Source organism: Paenibacillus durus ATCC 35681, from assembly GCF_000993825.1.
Classification (GTDB): Bacteria; Bacillota; Bacilli; order Paenibacillales; family Paenibacillaceae; genus Paenibacillus_AQ; species Paenibacillus_AQ durus_B.
This window is the reverse complement of record NZ_CP011114.1, coordinates 1341566-1366209: the sequence shown is the minus strand read 5'-3', so window position 1 is coordinate 1366209 and position 24644 is coordinate 1341566. Positions and strand designations below refer to the sequence as shown.

The window sequence follows — 24644 nt, the reverse complement described above, 5'->3', positions numbered from 1 at the left end:
GAAATTCTGGCTGAGGTAAAACTTTAGTAAAACTGTTAACTGAATGAAAAACACAAAAAAGCTGTCCCGTAAATTTGCATACTCAGGGACAGCTCCGGTTATAGGGTGCGCGGCCAGCGGGCCCGGTCTTCAAATGAAACGGAATTCCTCCATCTTAATTTTGTCGAAAAGAACCAATGCCAAGCCTGAAAGGGAGTTCCTCCCTATAAATCTGGTTTTTTTGCCGAAAACAAAGAAATCGCAGAGTATAAGCCGGAGCTTTTCCCGTTTATACTACTGCGACACTCTTTTTTCTTAAAATAAAAGGGAGCTTTTCCTGCTCATGCTTACTCCTACCTGCAGATTATAGTAAAGCCCGTCCATAGCCTGCGGCTCTCATTCTCCCGGGAAATTCACCTAATCCTGCATCATGCTCTCAAACAGCCTTTCGGTATCCTCCCGCTTGCACAGCTCCCGCTCGGGATTCATGACGGCGGCCGCTCCGGCGGCGATGCCGAAGCGGACGGATTCCGCCAGCGGCCCCCCCTGCTCCAACCGGTAGACAACTCCGGCCACCAGACTGTCGCCCGCGCCCACAACGCTGACAACGGGTACCTGGGGAGCAGAGATATGCTCGGCTCCTTCCTTAGAGATCATGAAGGCTCCCTTCGCTCCCAGCGAAACGATAACCGCTTCGGTCCGGCCTTCCGCGATGAGCTTCTCCGCCGCAGCCTTCACATCATCGTCGCCCGAAAGCGTCATTCCGGTTAACTCTTCCAGCTCGCGCGCATTGGCGTAACCAGCACCGTTTTTATCGGCCGAAGTATTCGCCACAATCTTCGCAATACCGAAGCGTTGATTATGGCTGTTGTGCTCCCGATAATGCTGATGCTGCTGTTTACCTACGTCTTTGGCGGTGCCATCGACCCGGGCGGCCATTATGTCAATTATGTCGTGCCAGGCATCATACTCCTCTGTGCCGGCTTCGGATCGGCCAACACCGCCGTTGATGTTGCGGGAGATATGACAAACGGGATTATCGACCGGTTCCAGGCGATGCCGATCCAGAGTCTTGGCGTCATCACCGGACATGTGGCGGCAAGCCTCGTACACAATCTGATTGCTACCGGCATAGTGATTGGGGTAGCGCTGCTTGTCGGATTCCGCCCATCGGCAACAGTTCTGGACTGGATTGCGGCGGCAGGCCTGATCGCCTTGTTCATCCTTGCCTTCACCTGGCTCTACGCGGCTATCGGCCTGGTTGCCGGAACAGTTTACTATATAAACAGTACATCACAAAAAAGTGCGTCTATTAAACGGCCCGTCATTACCCGGCTGCTCCTATTATCCAAAAAATCAGTCTTCCCTACAGTCGCTTCAGCTCTGTCTGCGCCTCCACAGCCGGTAACCTTTCCTCACTATTTCCAGGACAGGACGGGGCACCGGGAACAGCCAAAGAGAAGCTATAGGCCTGTACAGGCGGGTATAAGCTTTCTTAAAATCGTCCCACATCGTGCAGTCTTCCTGCTTCAGAAAATCCGAGACGTCTACAATCAGGCCACGTCCATCCTGGGTCATTACATTTTTGGCGTGAACATCGTGGGGATGAAGCCCCCGTGAAATCGCATATTTCAAGGCCTCATCAATATCGCGGATGGCCTGATCGGTGATGGGAATGCCCCGCTTCATGCAGTCGTAGAACGTAACTCCCCGAAGCCGCTTCAGCACCAGAAAATCAGGGCCGACATGATACAGCTCCGCATAGGCGGGATGAGTGCCAAGACGCCGGTAAACCTCCACTTCTTCCGCGAGGCCGGGTCTTCCGGGCGCATAAATCTTCACCGCATATTTATCGTATTCGGGATGATAGAGCACCGCCGCATAATTCCCCGATCCCAGCAGCATCCATGGCTTGGGGACATTCCGAACCTCGATCGGGTCCTCCGAATGAACGCTCTCCAAGACCAATTGCTTCAGCAACTCCTCCGTAATCATTTTCAGCAGCTTCTCCATACTTCCTCCCTGCAGCTTCTAAGGCAGCTTTCATTCCGGTAATAATTTCTAACCCGTTTAGTATTTATGACTTCAGTTTAAGGCATTTCGTGAAAAAACACATCCTAAATGCGGCTAAATAATGCCGTAGCAGAGTTGCAAAAAGAAAATTGGGGCTGTTCCATGCTTGGGACACCCCTTGTCTTGGAGTAGTATCAACTTGAGCACTCGGTATGGACGCTGCGCGAACGGATCGTTGTTCCAATCGCTGTTGTGTCCGGATTTTTTGAATCTCTCTTTGCAGTTAAAATCCGGACACAAAGGCGACTGCTGCCGCTTTTCCACAATCGCTCCGTCCTCTCCGCTGCTCGTAACGAAATCTTCTACGATATCAAACACAAAAGAAGCCTTTCCTTGGTAAATGGAAGTGACGAGCAACCATTACAAGGAGGGCTTCTTTTGAACCGGGAAACGAGTAAGTCCTGGAAAACTGATCCAGGGAAGCTGGAAAACTGGACATATGACGAAGAGAACGACCAGTGGATTTGCTGAAATAGGCGAAAGCTGGGTTTTGTGCGGGAAGGCCGGACTCTTTCCGCCCGGCGAATGGCGGAAGTGGAAAGTGTATTTGGGCAATTGAAGAACAACCGGGGATTCCGGCGGTTCCTGCTTCGAGGGCTTGGGAAAGTAAGCCTAGAGGTCGGGTGGCTTTCGCTCGCCCACAATCTGCTGAAGAAACATGCGGTGGACCAAAATGCCAAACCAGCCGGCCAAGGATGAACCCCTTAACCGGCCGGTTTGGTGTTTTTTCAACATTCGGTTGTCCCCCAAGCTTTAAAATCCTGCTTTTGGGACAGCCTCATGTTTTTATTATACTGTCGGTTGAAGAATTGTAGTAACAATCCCCACTGAAAGCAGCGGAGAGGACGGAACGATTGTGGAAAAGCGGCAGCGGTCGCCTTGGTCTCCGGATTTTTACCACAAAGGAAAATAAATAAAATCTGGAGAGCACAGCGATTGGAACAACGGTCCGTTCGCGGAGCGTCCACCTGAGTACCCACTTGTATCTTACTCCAAAGCAAAGGGTGTCCCATGGCCAATTTCCATGGCTTATGGGACACCTCCATTATGAACGGTTCCACATGGAACCCGGCGGCTAGTATACCCGCGTTATGCCAATACGCCAAGCCAATATCCGATAATGCCTACCGCAAATAAAGCAAAGATAAGTGCAATGGCGTTCACTTTCTTTTTCAGCAGCTTCATGCACAGGAAAGTCAGAAGAAGAGGAAGCAGTCCCGGCATCAGCTGGTCCAGAATCATTTGAACCGTAGTGATGACTTCTTTGCCGTCAGCGCCCGTATATTTGGAAACAACCAGCGGCACGTTGAGACTGGTCCACTTGGAAACCAGCGCCCCCATGACAAAGAGTCCGAGTATGGAAGCCGATTCGGTAAGCTTGCGCAGCCGGTTGCCCGACATGTCGGACACAATCTCCGTTCCTTTTTCATAGCCGTACTTCAAGCCGTACCACTTGGTCGCCAGCCGGCACACGTTAAAGAGAATGAAGAACAGCAGCGGTCCGACGATACTGCCGGTCAAAGCAATGGATGCACCGAGCGCCGCCAGAACCGGCCGCAGGGTTCCCCAGTAAATCGGGTCGCCCACACCGGCAAGCGGGCCCATCAAGCCGACTTTCACCCCGCTGATCGTAGCGTCGTCAATCGGCTGGCCGTTGGCCTTCTGCTCTTCCATCGCGGCCGTTACCCCCATAATCGGGGCCGAGATGAACGGCTGCGTATTGAAGAACTCCAGATGTCTCTTCAAGGCTTCTTTTTGATCTTCTTTCTTGCTGTACAGCCGTTTGATTGCCGGAATCAGTGAAACGCAGAAGCCAATGGACTGCATCCGTTCAAAGTTGAACGATCCAAGCAGAAACCAAGAGCGAACAAACATGCTGTTTAAATCTTTTTTCGTTAATTTCTTCTCTTCCATTGTATAATCCCCTCTTTCCTCAGAAGCTTGCTAGAGCTCATCAATTTCTTCTACCGCCGCGCTCTGGGCGCTATATTTCGGATTCAATTGGATGTACAGAATGGCCAGAACCGCGCCGACGATACCGAAGCCAACCAGGTTAATGCCCGTAAAGGCGGCGACGACGAAGCCAAGGAAGAAGAACGGCATCAGGTATTTGGCGGACATCATATTAATAACCATGGCGTAACCGACGACGACGATGAATCCGCCCGCAATCTGCAGGCCTCTCGTCACAACTTCCGGGATTGAATTCAGCAGGCTCGTCACCAGCCCCGTTTCAGCTGCAACCGCTACCAGAACTGCAGGCAATGCGACGCGCAGACCCTGAAGCAGCAGCGCTATAAAGTGACACAGCTCAATTCCCTTGAAATTCGAGGACTCCGCATACTTATCCGCCAAATGCTGAAAGAATACGGTGATCGTCCGGACAAAAATTGTAAGTACCTGACCGGCGGCGGCAATCGGGATGGCAACGGCAATCCCCGCGCCTATCGATTGATGCCCTACGATAACAAGGATCGTCGATACCACACTTGCGAGCGCGGCGTCGGGAGCCATTGAAGCGCCGACGTTCATCCAGCCCAGAGCCATCAGCTCCAAAGTCCCGCCAAGAATGATCCCTGTCTTAACATCGCCCAGAACCAGGCCGATTAGCGTACATGCAATCAGAGGCCGGTGGGTCTGTCCTTCGTCGAGTACGCTGCCCATGCCGCATATGGCCGCAACCAGCGCTACCATTACGATTTCAAAAGTACTCATGTCATAACCCCTCTCTTATTTCCTTTTGGCTATAAATCCTGAATCTTGGATATCAGATTCACCTTTGGATCGCTGGCGACTTTTCTGATCTCCAATTCGATTCCCTTTTCATGAAGCTTGCGGAAAGCATCGACGTCCTGCTTGTCGACGGATACCGCCCCCGTAATCTGTGTCTTGCCTTCCTTGTAGCACATTCCGCCGACATTCACCGACTTGAACGGCACTCCGCCTTCCACTACACGAAGCACATCTGTCGGATTCGTAAAAAGAAATAAGGTCTTGAAATCCGCATATTTCGGATTGTTATACGCCTCGATCGCTTTGTCGATGGTCACGACATAGGCTTTTATTCCTGGAGGAGACACTTGAAGGAGCAGTGTCTTCCGCAATGTATCCGCTGCCACTTCATCGCTGACCGCGATAATCTTGTTGCATTTTGTTTCCTTTACCCATACGGTCGCCACCTGGCCGTGAATCAAACGGTCATCGATACGAACAAATGAAATTTCCATTTACAATTCCTCCTCTGTTTGGCTGTTTTTTATGCTGCGGAACGATTTCATTGAATCCTGCCCGGCGCGGATCGCCAGATCGGCCAAATCTCCTAATTGTTCCGTCGATCTGTTCACCATAACGTCAACGATCATGGGCAGATTAACTCCGGACACAATGTCCATGTTCTCATAGTTTGCGGCAATCCGGCTGGCTGCGTTGTAGGGGCTGCCCCCGAACAGATCAACAAGAAAAATAAGACCGTCGCTCCAATCAATCGTATCCAGCGCCGCTTTGAACTTATCAACGAGCCCGTTAACGCTTTCACCAGGTTCAAACGTCACACCGGCCACATTCTCCAGCTCACCGAAGACCATAGATGTCGACCTCAGCAGTTCCTCGGAAAATTTTCCGTGAGTGCCTACAATAACTCCTATCATTTGTCTCACCCCCTAAGTTCCTTACGCCTATATTAGATATGCAAGACCCGTGCCAAACTTCTGTATGAAGAGAAAATCTTTAGGCAAAACATAAAAATCCCCGGCATCGCCAGGGATTTTAGTCTGGAAAAAAACGTAAATTCATTTAGGACATGCGTTCTTCATACACAAATGTAAACGCTTCATACACTTCGTCATTATAGACGGGCTGTTTTATATACATCGCTCAGCATTTCGCAAATATAATATTTTTCATCGTCCGTTAGAGACAGGTTAATACCGGAAGAAAATATCGCACAGGCCTGATTCACCGCATTCATAATATGAGGATCGAGCAGCTCCGCCTCGCCCCGGTACACCAGCCCGTCGCGAATGACCATCCGCTCCAGCGCGTGAGCCGTATGGATCGCAATCTGGACCTTCATCGCATATTCGAAATCCGTATTCAGCCCGCGTTCAAGCTCCTGAACAAAGCTCATCAGGGAGCCCAGTATTTTGTGGGGATTCAGATAGGTCAGGAATTCCTTCAGGCTGTCTTCGCACAGATCCTTGATAACCACACTCTGGCTCTCCTGTACTACGGGCAGCTCATGGTTCAGCAGCAGCTCTCTCAGCAGCTCCTCACCGCTTGCGTCGATCAATTGCTCAAGGGGAATGAATGGTACATTGCGGTCGCCCGGCCGCTTGACTCCAATCACGGCCAGAACACTCTGCTTGGCCTGCTGCTCTTTGACCACTTTATCCAATTCCCTGATCTTTGCAGGGATAACCGTTATTTTTCTCTGCGTAAGGTCGTAAACGATCTTCTCGACAAATTCCTTAACCTTGACCGCGGCGCCTTTGCCGGATGAACAGACCGTAATGATGACCTTATTGTCCAAAATCGCGCCTTCCGCTGCTTCCAGATTGTTGTAGCCTCTGAAATCTTTAAGCGAACGGTAAATCTCCTCAAGCTCCATATCAAGCAGATTAGCCTTCCGGACGGCCTCAAGTGCAAGCGGCGTGGACACCATATCAATGGTCTTCACCTTGATCCCGAGCCGTTCCACAATCGTCCTTTCGAAATTGAGCAGGGAGCCCATGTCCACCAGCAGCAACACGCCTCTGCCGTTGTCAATACTCTTTACCTTGTCGACAATAATCTCCAGAATCTCTCTTGGGCTGACATCGAGCGGCATGTCCACCGCGCAAATGTTGGAGCTTCCGAGCAGGCTGTCGACAACGCCGGCAATACTGGTTGCCGTACTGTTGCCGTGCGCTGCTATGATAATTCCCACATTGCCCTTCCGCTCTTCCTCCACCGATTTGAGCAGAATCGCTACATACGTAATTTCAGCCTCCGGCACGCTTATCCCGAAGCCGGATTCAATCATGTCCTTGATGGTCAGCGCCATTTTGTATTCTTCATCATCCTGGTCAATGGGATCATAGACGGGCTTGCCTCCGTACTTCTTCTCCCGGATCCGCTTGAGGAAAGCGCTCAGATGCAGACTGAAGGCATAGACGAACCGGTCGCTGTACCTGCGGTTCAGCTCCTGCTCAACCAGCATTTTGACCTGATCGGCAAATTCGAGAATTTCCTTGTCGACAATTTTGAGAATCCGTTCCCTGCTGCCTTTCTGATTATAAAAACGGTTATAAAAGCTTTTAATATGGATGTTAACGTCTGTAGTGATAAATTTATTAATGTAGCTGTCGTCAAGGCCCTCATCCTTCAGCAGGCTAATTTTGTCTTCAATCAGCTTGTAGAGGTTGAACGGCGGCTCAAGCACATCTTCTTCCGTGGCATGGCTGCCTTCGGGAGTAATGTATAGCTGGGAGGAGATGGACCCCAGTTCTTCGCTTTCCCTGCGGCTTTTGCCAATGTTAAACAGCCCCTCCCTGATGTTGCCCGGCAGCACCTTGAAATCCAATCCGATTTCGTCCTTATTCTCGCGAATGCTGTCCAGAAAGCCCTTGGCGCAGACGAGCTGGATATTCGACTTGAGCTGCCCGATGTTGCCATAGGTGACGCTGCCGATCAGCGCTTTGGCGACTTCCTGATCAACCCGGATCGGCTTGTTGACGCGAAGGGCCTCACTCTCCAGCAGATGCTTCAGGATTTGCAGCTGTTCCAAGGGCATCCGTTCCTGAAAAGGAGGGATGTTGATGGTAATCGGGATACGTCTGATAAAGGTCTTCAGCATGGACGATCCCGGATCTTCCGTCGTTGCCGCGACAAGCAGCACATTCGCGCTCCGTTTGCGCTCCGATTCGCCCAATTTATTGTACGTATGGGTATCCATAAAATAGAAAATCATTTCCTGGCCTTCCGGCGGCAGACGGTGAATCTCATCCAGGAACAGGATTCCGCCGTCGGCTTTTTCCACAAGCCCCTGCTTCTCCTGATCCGCTCCGGTAAAAGCTCCTTTTACATGACCGAAAATATGGGACAGCAGCAGCTGGGGATTATTATAATAGTCGGCGCAGTTGAACACGATAAAAGGCGCCTGCTCGGTAAACCGCTTCATGTGCTTGCCGTAGTTGTACATCAATTTGGCAAACATCGTCTTCCCAACGCCCGTCTGGCCAACAATGAGCGTATGCAGTCCCCTTGGCGGGTACAGAATGGCCGCTTTGCCCTGCTCCACCTGATTGCGCATGCTGCCTTTGAAACCGATCAGAGAATAAAAAGGGTCCTCCCGCTCTCCCGTCTGCAGTATTTCCCCAAGGCTGTTCACTTCGATTTGCTTCTCTTTCAGGTGAACGCGAAATATCTCCTCAATGGTCTGTTTATGAAGAAATTTGACCGGTCTTCCCTTAATTTTAATAATCCGGTCTGCGCGGAGGAGCTCATTCAATTCCTTGCTTACATTGTTTCTGAGCATGTCCTGGTTCGCCGCAATTTCCGCAGCCGTAATTCCTTCGCATTGAAGCAAAGCCTCCTCCGGAAATCCCTTCGTTTTTTCGGCAATATACTCCAAAATCTTATCTATTCTTCTCACCTTTGCACCTCCGGACTAAGCATTCCTAACTAAAGCGCTTCCGTTCGTTTCAAGTATATAGGAGCCAAGGACGAATCTCTATTATAAATCTTTTTGGCAGGCCACAAAAATTTTCTGGAAACTGTGATAAATGTACTGTGATCACGGTTCTAAATTCACAAAAATGGAGATATAAAGTTATGGATAGCCGGCATGAGAAGGCTGAGCTTCCTCTCAAACTGCTGCGGTTTCATTCCAGAAGGGGTTGAAAGCACTTACATGATACAATTCGGACTCAAACAAGAGCAAGCGCTAAAACTGGCCATGACACCCGAACTTCGGCAGGCGATTCAAATGCTGCAGTACTCGTCGGCCGAGCTGCTATCCTATCTGCGCGAGCAGGCCAACGACAATCCGGTGATCGATCTGCAAGAAACCGATTTAACCGTAGGTATCGGCGCCGAGCCGTCCGCAACTCGGAAAGATGATGACGGCAGCCGCGCCGGAGATGGATATGCGCATTCCTCAAGTACACAGACTTTCGATCTGCTGGCTGTGATGGCCAATCCGGCCGATACGCTCTATGAGCATTTGAAAAAGCAGCTGGGGCTGATTCGCGGACTCACCGAAAGTGAATACAGAACGGCGTTGTATCTAATCGGCAATCTGGATGAAAAAGGTTACTTGGAACTTGACATGAAATCGGATGTCCGCTTATCGGGAGCTTCTGCGGATGAGGCGGAAAAGATGCTGGCGCTGATTCAGCGCTTCGATCCGGCGGGAATTGCGGCCCGCAGTCTGGAGGAGTGTCTCCTTCTCCAGCTTCGGAGAGACGGTACCGGGGATGGCCCTATCGTCCGGGTCGTGGAGCGGCATCTGGAAGACCTGGCGGCTAACCGGCTGCAAAAGATCGCGGATGCGCTCGGAACGGACATTCTGGAGGTGCAGGAGATAGCCGATTCCATCCGCAGGCTGAATCCGCGTCCAGGTGCGCCGTTTGCCGGCCAGGAGCGACAGACGGTTATTGCCGATATTATCGTGGAAAAAACCGGCGGCGAGTACACGGTATCCGTCAATGAGACCGGCGCGCCGCGCGTCTCGATCAATGCATACTATAACCGGCTGCTGAGAGAACAGCGGAACCGGGACGAAGCCTGTCAGTATATTCACGACCGGATGGCAGCGGCTTCCTGGCTGATCAAAAGCCTGGAGCAGCGCCGCACAACACTGCTGCGCGTGTCGCGGGCCATCGTGGAAATGCAGCGGGATTTCTTCGAGCAGGGCATTCAAGGACTGAAGCCGCTGACTCAGAAAGAGATTGCGGAGCAAACGGGCCTTCATGAATCCACAATCAGCCGGGCCGTCGGCAATAAATACATGCAGACCCCCCGGGGATTATTCGAGCTGAAATACTTTTTCACCTCTTCCCTCGCGTCGGCGGACGGGGACGCCGCATCCTCGGAAAGTGTGAAACTGCGTATTAAGGCATTGATCGACGGAGAGGACAAACGGAAACCGCTGTCCGATCAGGCGATTACAGAGCTGCTGACGCAGGAAGGGCTTGAGGTGTCGCGCCGGACCGTGGCCAAGTACCGGGAGGAAATGCGCATCCTGTCATCCGCCAAGCGAAAGCGTTTTTAGCTCTTCTTTTCAAAATTGCAAAAACCCTGCCAGAGCTGAACTTTATTTTAAATACAGCCCTGGTCAGGGTTCTTTTTGCGTTTCCATCCATTTTTAGCTGCCCGGCGCCGAAAGTTTTCCATATTGTAATATTTAGTTTAAATTTGCGCGGTTTCCAGTCTCCGCCCCGCTTTTTCCGCAGCTGTCTGCCTGATTTTTCCGTCAACATGATATATATCAATTATTTTGTCAGTATTTGTTGTTATAGTAATAGAAAAATTTTTAAGCATGTGGAGGGAATACCAATGTACAATGTTCAAGAAATCGCGCCCGCGATCTACTGGGTGGGTGGCACCGACAAAAGACTGGAACGTTTCGAGAATATGTTCCCGCTGCCTCAAGGAGTTGCCTATAATTCCTATTTAATCATGGACGAAAAGACCGCGCTTATGGACACGGTGGATTCCGCAATCAGCGCACAATTTCTGGAGAATATCGAGCATGTGCTGGGTGGCCGGACGCTGGATTATCTCGTTGTGGGCCATATGGAGCCCGACCATTGCGCCAATATCGAGGAGCTCGTCCGCCGTTATCCGGAATTGAAAATTGTCGGCAATAAGAAGACGTTCCAGTTCATGGAGCAGTTCTATAACTTCAGCAAGCCGGACAATTACCTCATCGTCAAAGAAGGCGAGGAGCTGTCGCTCGGAGAGCATACGCTGCGCTTCATGATGGCTCCGTTTGTCCATTGGCCTGAAGTTATGTTCACCTATGAAGTCTCGAAGAAAATCCTGTTCTCCGCCGACGCCTTTGGCTGCTTCGGTTCGCTTTCGGGGAATATTTTCTCCGACCAGACCGATTTTGACGGAGTGTACCTGGAGGAGTCCCGCCGCTATTACTCCAATATTGTAGGCAAATACGGACCTCAAGTGCAGACGGTGCTGAAAAAAGTAGCCAAGCAGGACATCGAAATGATCTGTCCGCTGCATGGTCCGGTGTGGCGCGAGAACCTGTCGTACATTCTGGACAGATATCAGAAGTGGAGTACCTATCAGCCGGAGAAGACCGGCGTGGTGCTGGTGTATGCGTCCATGTACGGCAATACGGAGAACGTGATGAACCTGATCGCATCCAAGCTTTCGGCCAAGGGGGTTCAGGATATCCGCATGTACGATGTGTCCAAGACCCACCCATCTTATATCATCTCGGACGCCTGGAAATTCAGCCATCTGGTCTTCGGCTCGCCTACCTATAACCTGGGTCTGTATCACGGCATGCAGGCTCTGCTGCATGAAATGGCGTCCCTGAACCTGCAGAACCGCAAAGTTTCCCTTGTGGGCAACTATACTTGGGCCAACGCCGCCGTAAGGGAAATGACCGAAATCCTGGAGAGTATGAAAAAAATCGAGTTCATCGGCGAGCCTTTTGAAATCAACTCCGCCTTAAAGCCGGAGCAGCTGCCGGAACTTGACCTGCTGGTGGAAGCCATCTATGACTCCCTGAATGCCGATACGGAAGAAGCGGTCGCGGCAAGCGCGGGAACAGCCGGAAACTAACAAAAAGCAAGCTGCCAGCTTGTCTATGCTATCATAAAAGAGCTGCCTCTAAAGTCTATGAAAGGACTTAAGGCAGCTTTTTTGTGCATAAATATGAAAGGCTTTTCTATCTTATGGAACTTAAAATAGACCGCAAGCTATGGCTTCATCCGCTGCCGGAGTCGACTACCGCTCGAAATGGGCCCGCATACCCTTGTTCCTGTTTTTCCCATAACATAGAATGATATGGATTTTGAATAAATACACAATTTTTTGGGGGGGAGAAATGAGAATGAATTTAATGAAACCGTATTCCCGGCTTCTGCTCTGCGGATTGATGATGGGACTGCTGGCAAGCTGCGCGGAGAAGGAGCAAACCTTACAGAACACGGAGAGCCATCCGCCCACGCAAGCGGCCCAGGCCGCTAAGGTTCACTGGTCGTATGAGGGAGAGACATCACCTGAACATTGGGGCGAACTTGAAGAAGATTTCGGGACCTGTAAGGTGGGAAAGGAACAATCGCCCATCGATATTGAGGCTGCCGATGTGAAAAAGGATACCAGCCTCTCTCCAGTGGAAGTCGATTATTCGCCTACGGAAGTGTCTCTCGTCAACAACGGCCATACGATACAGGTAAATGTGTCGGGGGAGAACAACCACATTGTTCTGGAGGGAAAGACCTATACGCTGAAGCAGTTCCACTTTCATTTGCCAAGCGAGCATGAAGTAGGCGGCAAGCATGATGAGATGGAATTGCATTTCGTTCACAAGACCGCTGATGGAGATACTGCGGTGCTCGGCGTCCTGATTAACGGCGGCGCGGAGAACGCGGAACTGAATAAACTGTGGTCCCGGCTTCCCCAGAAAGAGAGCGAAGAAGCAGTAGCAATTGACGGTAAATTCGATCTTAAGGCTCTCCTGCCGGGAGATCTTCACTCTTACCGCTATCACGGATCGCTAACGACGCCGCCATGCACCGAAGGGGTGCAGTGGATCTTGCTTCAGCAGCCGGTCGAATGGTCCGAGGCGCAGATTGGCGCTTTCCGAAGCATTTTCCCGCATGATAACCGTCCGGTTCAGCCGCTTGACGGCCGGACTCTTGAGACGGAGGGGTAACATCCGTATTAAAAAGCATTAGACCGTCGTCCCGGCAAGGGGACACGGTCTATTTTCTTCAGCTCCCCGCCAAAAATAGAAACTTTTTATATAAGCATACGTCTAATTATGGATGGAGTAAATTGTAAAACAATCTCATATAATGGAGAATTTTAAAATGAAAATAAGAAATACGTTTTTGCTGATCGTTTTTATTACGTCTTTGCTTACGATTAACAACCCCGTTCATGCAGAAAGTTATACTAGGGATATAAGTTATGAACAGCAGATTTTACTTAATATTAATGGTTTTTATTTGCTGTATACTACGCCTCAAGCTCCTTACATTGATGACGATAATCGAACGATGGTGCCTTTACGCTCATTTACAAAATTGCTTGGAGCAAAAGCAACATATGATGCTTTAAATAAAACAGCAGTGATTCAATCGGGAGAGCAATCGTTAAAATTAAAATTGAACTCTAAAACCGTCTACATAAATGGTGAAAGAAAAGAAATGGATACTAATCCTGTTATGAAGGCAAACAGCGTCTTTATCCCATTAAAATCGATTATTGATACTTTTCGAATTCGTTCAGAACAGCAATCCATGAATGGAGGAGGGGCACTCATTGTTTTAAAGGATGATCGTTTTCTGACCCAAGGTCCTCTGCAACAAATAAGGGAAATGAGAATAACTGAACAATCTGCAACTGATAAATATTATGGTATTTTCCCCAGATTTTTAAAAATGGAAGAGGCACAATATGAAGTCAATATGAGAATTGAATCAAGAAATACATTGGGTCAAAAGGTCGAATTTTCAAATATTGATTTGGGGATGTGGCTGGTATTAAAAAATGAGATCCAAAAAATTAATCCCGATATAACGGATAATCAGACTTTGGAGAAAGGGGGATTTTTTACACATAACTTCACCATTAGTAATCAAAGCATTGGAGATATTGAATACATTTTCAGTTTCCCGAAAATTAAGGAATAGACCCTATTCATCATTCTCAAAAAAGTGGCCTCATTGCGTTAAAGGGCAGTCAATCAACAACAGAAAGGAGGATTGATCTTCATGAAAAAAAGATTGCTATTCATCAGTGCCATAGTCTCATCGCTGCTGCTTTCCGGCGGCATTCTTCCTCCCTCAACGGCGCAAGCGGAGGCGGTACCCGCATACGTTCAGCTTACGTTCACAAACGGCGGCACGCTGACGATGGGATCATCCGGCAATGCCATCATCAAGGATGGCGTCGCCTATTTGGCCGCTTCCACAGCCCTGATAGCCGGGCTTAAGATCACGTGGGATCAGACGCATAAGCGCGCCGAATTTACCGGTTGGGAGAAAAGCTTCACAGTTCGGGTCGGGAGCCGAACCGGTGTGCTTGACGGCAAGGCTGTCAGCATCGGAGGTGTTCCTTTTATTTATAACAAGGAGCTTTATATTCCAGTGAAGTTTATGGTAAAAGCGCTCGAAGGGGGCACCGTCCGCTGGGATGACAAGAAGCGCACGTTTCTAGCTAACGGACTACATTTATACCGCAGTTATTCGGAGACGTTCGAGGGTACCGTATATTCCGTTTCGCTTGATACCGGGGAATTGTATGAATCATCCCGGCAAGGCGAAAAGGTTAAAATCGCCGATCTCGGCACCAATCTTGATGTCGTCGACTTTACATTTGAGCGTACATCGGGCGGTCTGCTTCTTCTGCGCATCAGCAATATTTACGGCGAGCCGCATGTCAATACAGCCTACTTTACCTTTGTGCTAAGAAATGGCGCCGTCATACGAAAAGGACAAATTGCTGGCCGCGCTTCCTTTGGGGAGCCTGCCGCCCGGATTGACGGGAAGCTGCTGCTGAGCGACGGCAGAACGCTGCGGCTTGTGGAGGATGGCACAGGCAATGTGGCGGAGACGGTCGATTTGGCCAAGCTAATGAATGCAGACGCCACCCAAAACGCCGATACGCTCTATCACGTAGAAGCCTTCTATTCAGATGTCGCGCTGATCCGTCCTTCCAATACCGGATTGCTGACACTTGTCGACCGCTCGACCGGAGCAAGCACGCTGCTGTACCGGGAATTTTTCGATGCGGATCGGCAGCGGGAAATCGAGGAAGGCGATCCGTGGTTTTTGGGGGATTTTCTCCGGTTTGCCGGACGGAGCGGAGATACACTGACTTTTACGTATAATACGGGACATGAAATCGTTAAGTATACGCATATACTACCCGCCGCTCCGCAGCAGTAAGAAACATGACCTGACTTCTAATCTCGTCTCGTACTTCTTACCGGTTTAGACATTCGCTTCCTGTAAACTGCTAAGGGCTGCCCACAAGTCATGAGATGAACTGGAGCAGCCTTCATGCAGTGCGCGTAATCTGTCGCCCGGGCCAGGCGGCTTCGGCAGATGTTATATTATTTCCGCTTCGGCTTATTATACCCTTTGTCCCCAAAGGGCTGCAGCTTCTCAATCCACAGCTCAAGCAGCGCATCCACTTCTTCCTGATACTCATTTAACTCCGAAATGTCGTTCAAGATTTCCTCACGCGGCTTGATTTGATCCAGTTCTTCAAATACGAAGCTGTCGCCGCCGTATTCCTTCCAGTCCTGCTTCAGTTCATTGATGTTGTTAATATTCGTCTGCTGTAAAAACTCAAGCCGGTTCTTGGCCCCGGTCAGATCCATGCTGCCGAGCACCAAGATTTTACCGTTCTTCACATTTCGTATCTGGTAAACGCCCATCGGCCGAAACGACTGCGCGTATGCCGAGGCAAGCTCTTTCTTCTTTTGCTTATCCAGAGACATTGTATTTCCTCCCTCGTTCTTAAATCGGGTATCTTGGAGGACAACTTTAGTAGCTCATTTCCTTCAAAATCCGGGACAGCGTACTTAGACGCTCGCCGATCAGTTCGCTGTCATCGCTCAGCGCCTGGCTGAACAGCTTGATATCTTCGTTGATTCTGTCGTTGTCCGTGCATACGGATACAGTCATCGCATCCCCTTGCAGACCCACGCGGTCAATCACCGGATTCTCGGGATCATACAGATTCTGATACCGGTAAGCCTCCCGGAAATGGACCATGCTTCTGGTTACCAGAATGGCAAGGTCAAGCACCCGGTGAAGCGGCAGTTCCTCCGATTGTCTGGACCACTTCTCTCCCGTATGCCGCCACACCTTGGCGGAAATATCGACCTTCCCCCGGTCGTTCCACTGAGCCAATCCGAGCGATAATCCCTTCGCGTCCGATTGATTCGCATATCTGCCATCCACATTCTCGTAATTCTCGGATACGATAACCGGTTTATGCTTTAGCGTTGTCGGAATTTTCATTTTTTTGTTCACCTGTCCCTTTTTAAATGTTCCACATTTACTAATTTACTAAATTACTAAGTCAGTAACAAGGGTTATAGTAGCCCAATTTGCAGCTGAAGTCAACAAAAAACGCCTGGGTTTCCGCATCCCAGACGTTAACTTCAAGTCTTTTTAGACCTTATTTTCAGCTTTTTTCTTAATTCTAATTACAGCGCTTTTCGGGATTCTTGCGTCATGATACACGACAAACGCTTCGTTAAAATGCCGCAAATAATCCGATTCATGGGATTTCGGAGACAGGATAATCATTTTTCTAGACAGTTCCTGCTCATACAGCGCGAATACTTTGGATTTTCTGCCTTCGTCCAGGGCGCTGTCGAATTCGTCCAGCACGATGTATCCCGGCTCCGCCTGAATCGTCTTCAGCAGCGCGAGAGCGAACAGAAGCGAGCTGAGCGATTCCTCGCCGCCCGACACCCCTTTGCCGACCCGTCCGCCCCGGCCTTTCATGCCGACTTCCTCCAGCGGGCCGCGGTGACCCTGCTTTCTGGCTTTGATGTTCAGGTAATACTTGATATTCCCCTGCTTCATCTCCTGCATGTCCCAGCTCACTTCGCCGTCGAACGAGAACTGGTCCATGTAGCGGACAAACCGGCTGCCCACCCGCTTGATCTCATAATTGGTCGTGCTGACCAGCTTCTCCTCCAGTTCGGCAAGACTTTCCTCAAGCTGGCGAAGCAGCATGCGGGCGTCCTGCACCTCCTGCTCGCCCCGTTCAAACTCTTGCTTTACCTTCTCGTAATTTTCAAGCGCGTTCTCGTCGACGGTTTCGCCCAGCGCCAGGTTTAGCTGAACAAGGGCGTCTTCCTTATGCGACTTGGCCTGCGCCGGATTCCAGTCCGGTACGTCGGGAAAATCCGGGGACTCCTCAAGAAGCCCGGCATATACCACTCGCAGGCGATCGGTCCAATCGCTGTAGAACTGCCGCTCCGCAGCGCGGTTCTCCTGGATAACTTCCAGGCGCTCAAACTGCTCCTGCTTCTCCCTGCCCAGCGCCTCCAGCGCTTTTTTCGACTCTTCAATGTACTGGTGCTTCTCCCTGATCCGCCTCTTCGTCGATTCCAACGAGCGGTCCAGCCGGTCGCTTTCCGCGAGCAGGTCCTGAAGCTCTCTCTCCAGTCCTTGCAGCCGTTCTCCGGAGGCTTCCAGCTCTCTGCCAAGCTGCCCGAACCGCTCGATCTTCGAGCTTTCCTGATCGGCGCGGTCGTAGACTTGCCGGTAGCCTTCCAGAGCTTCAAGCCGGACCGCAAGCTCGGCCGACGCCAGATTCAATCTCTGCCGCTCTTCGGCAGAACGGTTCCGGATGTCCATCCATTTCCTCTGCTCTCCGGCCTTCCGGTCCAGTTCGCGCCCGCGCAAATCCCGCTCGGCGACGGCGCCCACAACCGTCTCCGCCTCTTTAATAAGCTGAAGTACCGAACGGATAAGATTCAGCCGTTCCTCGCATTCCGCGAGATTGCGGCGGACGGCTTCAAGCTGAAGCTCCAGCTTCCCCAGCTCTTGCCGGGCGCGCTCCGCCCGCAGCTTGATTCCGCGCGGGTTAAGAATCCACCGCTTGTCTTCCTGCGGGCCTCTCCGACCCAGGGAATCGACAAGCTGGCCATTCTTCAGCCGGGGCCTGGAAGAATCGGAGCCGGATACCAGCTCCCCGACCCACCACAACGCTTTCTGGGCCGCAGCGTAGGTCTGGTCGTCGAGATCCTTTTTCACCCGAAGTCCAAGTAGAGCCAGCTCGTCCGCCGTTCGTTCCGGTACCACTGAAGGCAGCTCCACATGGTAGACATCCGTCGGAGCCGCGAAGCCCCTTGCATCCACGAACAGCGTATATTTAACAGCTTCGAGCTGATCCTCCCGCTCCAGCGGAATATGCTCATCCATCTCCAGCAGATCGCGAAGAGCATAGACGGTCATACCTTTGCCGCGCAGACGGCGGATAGACGCTTCCTGCCTCAAGCTGTACATCCCGGTTCCCTTGGTCAACGCCTCAAGCTCGTCCGCAAGCGACCGGATGCTCAGCTCCAACTCGCGCCCGCTGTCACGCAGGGAAGAACGCTTGCTTTCCAGACTTTCCGCTTCCCGTTCGAGAGCGGCGCTTCCCCCGTATTGGGCCAGCATTTTCTTGGCATCGCCGAGCCTCCGGAAGTCTTCCTCCAGGGCATACTCCAACTTGCCGATTTCAGCGGCCAGCCAGTCCAGATGCGTCTGCGCCTCCTTGTAAGCCTCCTCCGTCTCCCGGCCTTTGGCTTCCGTATCCCCCATCTTTGCCCGGTCCTGCGCAAGCCGTTCTTCCACCTCGGCTCTGGAGTAGGGAATCGCCCGCATCTGTTTGTCCAGCTCCCTGAGAATATCTTCAAGCTGACGGTACTCGTCATTCAATTGCCCGCGCAGGGCCCGCTCTTTCGACGCTTCGCCTTCCACTTCCTCAAGCTGCCGGGTTAGTTCTTCCATGCGCCGTGTTCTTTCTTCCAGCTCCTTAAGGTAAGCTTGATGCTCTTCCTCCAGCTTCATCCGGCGGTCCAGTTCATCCGTATGGCGCTCTTCAAGCTCATCCGTCTGCTCCTTCAGAAGCTCCTGCTCCCTGCCGTACAGCCGCTCAAGGGCAGCTGAAGCGGTTAGTACGCTCTTCAGACCAAGCCTGCGCCGTTCGTTCCGGCTGATCAGCCGGTCCCGCTCCTGCTGCCAGTTGCCCAGGTTCAGCCTATGCGAATGTTGGTTGCTTTCAGCGGTCTGAAGCGCCGACTGCGCGTCTTTGCGTTCCTCCTTCACCTTTTCCCAGTTGTGCTGCATCCGCTCTATACCGGTCATCTCGCTGAAAATACGGAAACGCTCCTCCGGCCGCATCACAGCGAATTGGTTCACATCCTGCTGATACCAGATCAGGTAAAAGGCATCCGGGTCCACTTTGTATTTATGCTGGAGCTGATGCCGGTACTCATGAAGATGGTTCGTGCTGTCTCCCGGCGTATAGCGGGTCTCTTTATTCCATTTCCACGGCTCATTGCCCTCGCAAATAAAGTATTCCTTCCGCAAGGGATCGCCGGGTTTCTGCTCCAGATTCAGCCGAAAGCCGATGTACGCGGCCGCGTCGACGGGACTTGTTCCGATGTTGGCAAAAATAAGCTGAATCGTCGCCCGCCACACACGGTCCGGCGGCAGATTGCGGGAACGCAGTCCCTCTAAATCTACTTTGGTGGAAGCCAGCACTGCTCCCAGGCAGAACGTAATCGTTGATTTGCCCGAGCCGTTCGGTCCGCCGATCAGCACATGGTCTTCCGGTCCGCCCCACTCTAGCCTCGTATCCGAGAAATCGCGGATGCCGCTAAATTCCAGCGCCCAGGGGTTCAATATCCCTCACCTGCCTCCAGATTGTAGCGTTTAAAAAACTTCAGCACATCGTCCATATTCAATTGCTGGGAATGACTGAATTCCGCGAACCGCTTCAGATAGGAATCCGAGAACAGCCGCGCCCCGATCGCGGTTAGGGCATAGGCTTCCTCATTGGACGGATTCTCATAGCGGGACACGGCGCCCAGCTTGATAAGCGTATCGAGATTCGCCAGGATTTTCCGCCTTACATCCAGCGATTCATGCCCGAACGCCTCCAGCAATTGGGTAAACAGGGTGTAATCATTTTGCAGCACTTCCTGGTGATAAAAAATAAACATCAGTAGAGCCAGACTCTCGGAGGACAACAGCTCTCTCGCCTGTCTGGCGGGCACATGAATCAGCACGACCGCCCGGTCTCTGCGCTCATCATAGATAAGCCTGTAATAGCGGGCTACCGATTGATTCACCCTTTTCACAAAAGAAGCAAATCCCTGCTCATCCCCTGGCTCCAGCTTCAGAATCTTCATCACCTCGCGCCGGGACAGGCCGAAGCTGCCGCTGCGGACCGCAGCCGACGACGAGAACATAATCTGCACAAATGCATATTCCTCATCGGGACTGAGCACCGCGGACAGCCGTTCCATCGCCCCCAGCGGCAGATTGCTGTGTAAGCTCTCCGGTTCTTCTAACGACATGCTGATCTCCTCCTTCGCTCACAAGCTGCCATTCTGTATGCGCGCCGAGTGCCTGAAAATCCGGGGTGGGGTCTTCTCCCGGTTCAATCGCCGCCCGCTGCCCGCCCACCAGAGCGGAAACGGCCAGCAGCGCGTTCAAGGCATCGCTCCAGCGCTCCGAGCCCGCCTCCAGCACAAGCTGCTCCAGACCGACGCAATCCCGCTTCAGCAGAATCCGCTCCGCTTCGTCGGTCCGAATGCGGGCCTTGGTCAACTGCCATTCGATCTGCGCCAAATGAGTGCCGAGCTCCTCCTCGGTCCATTCTTCCGCTTCCGCATATTCCGGCTCCAGACGCTCCCGGATCGGCCCTGTGGAAGGCACATAGCTTTCCAGATAGCTTACGGTACCGGCAAGTTGAAGATTGGATACGGGAGAGGCGAACTGAACGGGCACCCACATGCCGTCGAGACGCTCTCCGGGAGAGCGGTCCTGCTCCAGAAAGCTCAAGATCTCATGAGCGTTCGGCAGTTCGGAATCGGCGGTTTTATAGAAGGAACGGATAATAAACTGGCGGATGGCTTGCGGGGAAATCTCGGACCGGATCTCGGTTTGCTGCAAGTGGGCGAAGCCCAGAAACTTATTCAGGGTTCCCAAAGACACCTGCGTTCCTTCAAGCATGATTTCCGTTCCTTTTTTGAGCAAAGGTGAAAAAGAGATTCCTTCCTCAAAAGTAGCGAATTTATCCAGCCTTTCATTCATCCGCACCTTGAGCTCATCCATCAGATCTACAATAATCCGGATTTGCGGCAGGGCATTCCGGTCGGCGAGCAGTTCGAGCTGCCGCTCTTTCAGCTTGTCCACGGCATCGGTGGCATTGCGGATCATGCTGGCCAGCCGGTTTCCGCCCGAAATCCCCTTGTCGTCGTAGGCCTCGCTGAGATCCGCATCCCTTCTTGCCTGAAACAGCGAGCGGGCTACGTCATCCTGCATATAGTAAGCCAACGAATCATTCGCCAGACGAATCAGCATATCCATCATCCGTTTGCCGACATCCATCATCGTAAGTCTCCGCTTGCTGCGGATGATCCAGTTGTATTTTTGCAGCACATTCAAGAGACGCTCCATCGGAATTCCGGGCTCGTATCCATAGCGGTTCCTGAACCGGTAAAAGAGCGCGTCCGCATCCTCCAGCGGTTCATCCAGCCCAAGCGCCTCCTGCTGGATCAGGTTCAGCATTTTTAAAATCTCCAGCACTTTCAGCGGTTCTTCGAAGTATTCCCGCAGTTCGGTCAGCACCCCCGCAAGCTTGACGAGATCGCGTAGCGATTCCTTGCGAAGATGTTCGGGCACCTCGCCGCCAAAGATAGAAATCAAAGATCCATCCACATGTTCCAAATGTCCGTATCCCCCATTTCCGCTTCCTGCTCATCTGCTTCGTTCCGGTCCAGTCCGGCAAGCGCCGCTGCCTCATAAGCCTCCCATGTACGGAAAAGACAGGAGCGCGGATCGTTGCCCTTAGGGTCTCCGGCAGCCGGCAAAATCCATTTCACCGCCTCCGGAGACGCCGAATCCAGCAAGGCATGCACGTTTCTTGCGATGTCCAGCCCGGACTTGTCGCCGTCGCACCATACAATGACCTGCCCAATCGACTTCGAGCCGGTTAATACATCCTTGATCAGCTTACGGTGTCCGCTTCTAAGCTGTCCGTCCAGCCCGATAATCAAACTGCCCGAGTTCAGCAGAAAGTCCGGTTCAGCGCTCATCCGGGTGAGCACGGCCCGATTCTCAGTTAGCCATAATGTATGGCAGCCGGTTCTGAATTCGGTCTTCCAAACGGTCACATCCGTAACCGCATGCAAAAAGCCTTGCGGATAAGCGAATCCGCCCCTGCCGCTCAGTTCTCCAGCAAAGTAAATCGGGGTAACCGTTCCGGCGCTGCACAGCCCAATCAGCGGGAGAGGACAGCCGATTTGTTCCTCCGCCGCCTCCAGAAAATCCGCCTTATAGGGATCAAAGCGCTTCGAACCGCCGATTTCCCGGTAGTAACGCGCCCCTATCTCCTTCCAGTCAAAATGAGCGCGGGCGGTTGCGATTTCGGCCAATGCGATAATAAAATCAACATAGAACTCCAGCTTTCTGCCCTGCCATGGCTGCTCTTTGTTCCAAATGACCTTGAAGACAGCTTTATAATCGGAACAGTGTTCGAGCTTCGCTGCCATATCCTCTATAAAATTCCACAATAAATGCCGGTTTTCCTTCCCGATCCGGCCATCCGGGACTTTATTCCGCTCTTCCAGTATGGTTCCAAGCCTCGCGTTCCAGTTCGCAATGGTCTGCTTCTCCCGTTCCTGTGCTCGTCTTCTTTTCCGCTCCAGATGAATATAAAGTGTATACCCCATAACATACTCCGTCCGTGCTACGGTTTTCCCATCGGACTCGTACCGGTCTTTCCGCATAATCCATCCCTCCGCCAATCCGCCATTACACAGCGAAGCATCCCGGATTTCACGCAGCAGCTCACGCTCGCTCTTCCGGACCCTTGGGCTATGAAACAGCCGTTCCAGCACTTCAGGGACACTATTTTCATGAGCAAGATCGGTATCCGTATGCCCGCCGGTGATTTTTCCTATGCGCCTGCGTGTTCTTGAGCCTGCCTTGAAAATATCAATTTCGAAACGCCTGCCTGATTCACTGAGAGTCGCTTGCTCAAGCTCCGAGCCTTTAGATAAATAATGAGTACATATGAAATCGATAATCTCCGTATTTAACAAGCTTTTACATCCCCTTATCGATATGCATTACTATGATCTAGTATAATACAAGAGTTGAGTTATGCAGTTAAGGAGACGACAAAGCCGTTTCCACATATAAAGGAGCGATTCCATGCGTTTGTTCGAAATATTGCTGATTGTGCTGAACCTGTTCTTTCTGACCCTGCTGGCATTTGGAAGATTGCGGAGCAAACGCAGCGCAGCCTTGGCGGCCGCCGTCTCCCTAACCGCTATTAGTCTGCATCTGGCACTTGAAGGCTATCGGTTTCAAATGTGGCCGGCATACGTGATCTCAGCCGTCCTAGCTATTCACGCCGCCGTCCGCTTCAGCCGTGGGAGTTCCTCCGTGCAGCCTCCTGTCAAGCGGAGTAAGCTGCGGCGCACGGGAATCACTGCTTTTCTTTTGGTGTACAGCCTGCTGACGGCGCTGCCGCCTTTCGCCCTGCCCGTTCCTTCTTTCGAGAAGCCTACCGGCTCCTATAATGTCGGGACCGTCCAGTACCACTGGATCGATCCTAGCCGAAAGGAAACCTATGAGAACGTGCCCGGGAACAATCGGGCCTTAAACGTTCAAATTTGGTATCCCGCCGATCACACCGAAGGCGTACCGGCAGCACCTTATGTGGCGGATTTGCCGGTCATTGCCGAAGCGCTGGGCAAACAATACGGCATACCGAAGCAGCTGTTCAGCTACTTCAATCTGGCTAAGACCTACGCTTATCAGGAGCCGCCCGTATCGAAGAGGGAGACGGCCTATCCGGTTATTGTGTTCTCCCACGGTTTTCCCGGAGGGCGCTATACCAACACCTTCCAAACTGTAGAATTGGCCAGCCACGGCTTTATCGTCGTTGCCGTTGAACATACCCTTAGCTCGTTCACAACCGTATTTCCTGGAGGACACTATATCGGCCTGTCCCCCAACCAGCCGAAGCCCTCGGACATCCCCGCTTGGGACGATATCATCGACAAAGTCTGGCTAAATGATATCCGTTTCGTACTGGATCGGCTGGAGGATCTGAACCGCCGGGACGACAAAAAGCTTTTGACGGGCGCTCTCGACTTAAGCCGCATCGGCATGCTGGGCCATTCCTTCGGGGGCGCTAACGCCGCCCAGGCGCTGCTGCTGGACCAGCGGGTCAAAGCGGCGATCAATATGGACGGCACCTTTTTCGGCAAAGGGGATTTGAGCCGGGGATTGCCGCGGCCCTTCCTGTTAATGAGTTCAGACCTGCCGCCCCAGCCTGCGGGTGCCTCAGCCGAACCGACGGACAGCCAGCTGGCTGCCGCCGGCCTGACTCGCGAGCTCTTTGACAAGCAGCTGCGCCAAATCCCTTTGCGTAAACAAGAAGCGCTGCGGAACGGAGGGAAGGAATTGATCATTCCTCACGCGACCCATCTGAGCTTCTGCGACTTTTATCTCTGGTTCCCCATGATGGTCTGGACTAACGGACAAACGGAGGACCCCCACCGTACCCATAGGACGATTAACAAGGCGACGGTCGCCTTTTTTGAGGAACACCTTGGCCAGAAATAAAGCACACCCGGATTGCGCCTTGAAGCTGCTATTTCTTAT

20 protein-coding genes and 2 pseudogenes are annotated in these 24644 nt (G+C 51.9%); 8 read left to right on the top strand and 14 right to left on the bottom strand.

Annotated elements, in window-relative coordinates; translation table 11 throughout:
• Positions 1–396: 396 nt before the first annotated feature.
• A complete protein-coding gene (locus VK70_RS28685) occupies positions 397–741 on the bottom strand; it encodes a PfkB family carbohydrate kinase (RefSeq protein WP_081754808.1) in 345 nt (114 codons plus the stop codon).
• A 99-nt stretch (positions 742–840) separates the two neighbouring features.
• Here VK70_RS28685 and VK70_RS28680 point away from each other — a divergent pair.
• A pseudogene (locus VK70_RS28680) lies at positions 841–1206 on the top strand (ABC transporter permease); the annotation flags it as partial.
• 150 nt (positions 1207–1356) lie between these two features.
• Here VK70_RS28680 and VK70_RS06125 read toward each other — a convergent pair.
• A complete protein-coding gene (locus VK70_RS06125; protein ID WP_036639861.1) occupies positions 1357–1992 on the bottom strand; it encodes a serine/threonine-protein kinase in 636 nt (211 codons plus the stop codon).
• 114 nt (positions 1993–2106) lie between these two features.
• A complete protein-coding gene (locus tag VK70_RS06120; protein WP_046722986.1) occupies positions 2107–2370 on the bottom strand; it encodes a hypothetical protein in 264 nt (87 codons plus the stop codon).
• 63 nt (positions 2371–2433) lie between these two features.
• On the opposite strand from VK70_RS06120, the pseudogene VK70_RS29645 reads away from it, so the two are divergent.
• Positions 2434–2751, top strand: a pseudogene (locus tag VK70_RS29645) (transposase); the annotation flags it as partial.
• A gap of 390 nt (positions 2752–3141) precedes the next feature.
• Here the strand turns inward: VK70_RS29645 and manZ are convergent.
• The 5 genes from manZ to VK70_RS06085 form a co-directional block, all read right to left on the bottom strand.
• Positions 3142–3966: a PTS mannose transporter subunit IID gene (gene manZ, locus VK70_RS06105; protein ID WP_025692749.1), complete on the bottom strand. Its 825-nt coding sequence runs from the start codon at positions 3964–3966 to the stop codon at positions 3142–3144.
• A gap of 30 nt (positions 3967–3996) precedes the next feature.
• Positions 3997–4767 (bottom strand): PTS mannose/fructose/sorbose transporter subunit IIC, encoded by a 771-nt coding sequence (locus VK70_RS06100; protein ID WP_025695722.1) that lies wholly within the window; start codon positions 4765–4767, stop codon positions 3997–3999.
• Between the two features lie 29 nt (positions 4768–4796).
• The gene (locus VK70_RS06095) at positions 4797–5279 is read right to left on the bottom strand and encodes a mannose/fructose/sorbose PTS transporter subunit IIB (RefSeq protein ID WP_025692747.1); all 483 of its coding nucleotides are present in this window, start codon (positions 5277–5279) and stop codon (positions 4797–4799) included.
• Positions 5280–5699, bottom strand: coding sequence for a PTS sugar transporter subunit IIA (locus tag VK70_RS06090; protein ID WP_025695723.1), 420 nt, complete (start codon positions 5697–5699; stop codon positions 5280–5282).
• A gap of 197 nt (positions 5700–5896) precedes the next feature.
• Entirely contained in the window at positions 5897–8683 is a 2787-nt protein-coding gene (locus VK70_RS06085) for a sigma-54-dependent transcriptional regulator (RefSeq protein WP_025695724.1), read from the bottom strand.
• 258 nt (positions 8684–8941) lie between these two features.
• Between VK70_RS06085 and rpoN the strand changes: the two genes are divergently transcribed.
• The 5 genes from rpoN (at position 8942) to VK70_RS06060 (ending at position 15173) form a co-directional block, all read left to right on the top strand.
• On the top strand, positions 8942–10303 hold the full coding sequence (gene rpoN / locus VK70_RS06080; protein WP_025695725.1) for an RNA polymerase factor sigma-54: 1362 nt from the start codon (positions 8942–8944) through the stop codon (positions 10301–10303).
• Positions 10304–10587: 284 nt separating this feature from the next.
• The gene (locus VK70_RS06075) at positions 10588–11838 is read left to right on the top strand and encodes an FprA family A-type flavoprotein (RefSeq protein WP_025695726.1); all 1251 of its coding nucleotides are present in this window, start codon (positions 10588–10590) and stop codon (positions 11836–11838) included.
• A 271-nt stretch (positions 11839–12109) separates the two neighbouring features.
• A complete protein-coding gene (locus VK70_RS06070; RefSeq protein ID WP_025695727.1) occupies positions 12110–12934 on the top strand; it encodes a carbonic anhydrase in 825 nt (274 codons plus the stop codon).
• A 157-nt stretch (positions 12935–13091) separates the two neighbouring features.
• Positions 13092–13916, top strand: a complete 825-nt coding sequence (locus VK70_RS26325; RefSeq protein ID WP_025695728.1) for a copper amine oxidase N-terminal domain-containing protein — start codon at positions 13092–13094, stop codon at positions 13914–13916.
• Between the two features lie 81 nt (positions 13917–13997).
• Positions 13998–15173, top strand: a complete 1176-nt coding sequence (locus VK70_RS06060; RefSeq protein ID WP_025695729.1) for a copper amine oxidase N-terminal domain-containing protein — start codon at positions 13998–14000, stop codon at positions 15171–15173.
• 167 nt (positions 15174–15340) lie between these two features.
• On the opposite strand, the gene VK70_RS06055 is transcribed toward VK70_RS06060, so the two are convergent.
• From VK70_RS06055 to VK70_RS06030, 6 genes are all read right to left on the bottom strand, one after another.
• A complete protein-coding gene (locus tag VK70_RS06055) occupies positions 15341–15730 on the bottom strand; it encodes a GIY-YIG nuclease family protein (protein ID WP_036640652.1) in 390 nt (129 codons plus the stop codon).
• A gap of 46 nt (positions 15731–15776) precedes the next feature.
• Entirely contained in the window at positions 15777–16256 is a 480-nt protein-coding gene (locus VK70_RS06050) for a DUF6530 family protein (protein ID WP_025695731.1), read from the bottom strand.
• A gap of 153 nt (positions 16257–16409) precedes the next feature.
• A complete protein-coding gene (locus VK70_RS06045; RefSeq protein WP_025695732.1) occupies positions 16410–19643 on the bottom strand; it encodes a coiled-coil domain-containing protein in 3234 nt (1077 codons plus the stop codon).
• Positions 19640–20320 (bottom strand): hypothetical protein, encoded by a 681-nt coding sequence (locus tag VK70_RS06040; protein ID WP_036640653.1) that lies wholly within the window; start codon positions 20318–20320, stop codon positions 19640–19642. The genes VK70_RS06045 and VK70_RS06040 overlap by 4 nt, the downstream gene beginning before the upstream one ends.
• Positions 20235–21686, bottom strand: a complete 1452-nt coding sequence (locus VK70_RS06035) for a hypothetical protein (RefSeq protein ID WP_233277831.1) — start codon at positions 21684–21686, stop codon at positions 20235–20237. Before VK70_RS06035 ends, VK70_RS06040 begins: the two co-directional genes overlap by 86 nt.
• On the bottom strand, positions 21671–23071 hold the full coding sequence (locus VK70_RS06030; protein ID WP_025695735.1) for a hypothetical protein: 1401 nt from the start codon (positions 23069–23071) through the stop codon (positions 21671–21673). The genes VK70_RS06035 and VK70_RS06030 overlap by 16 nt, the downstream gene beginning before the upstream one ends.
• A gap of 112 nt (positions 23072–23183) precedes the next feature.
• Between VK70_RS06030 and VK70_RS06025 the strand changes: the two genes are divergently transcribed.
• Positions 23184–24605 carry an alpha/beta hydrolase family protein gene (locus VK70_RS06025; protein WP_025695736.1) on the top strand — a complete coding sequence of 474 codons (1422 nt, stop codon included), beginning with the start codon at positions 23184–23186 and terminating at the stop codon, positions 24603–24605.
• Positions 24606–24644 lie beyond the last annotated feature (39 nt).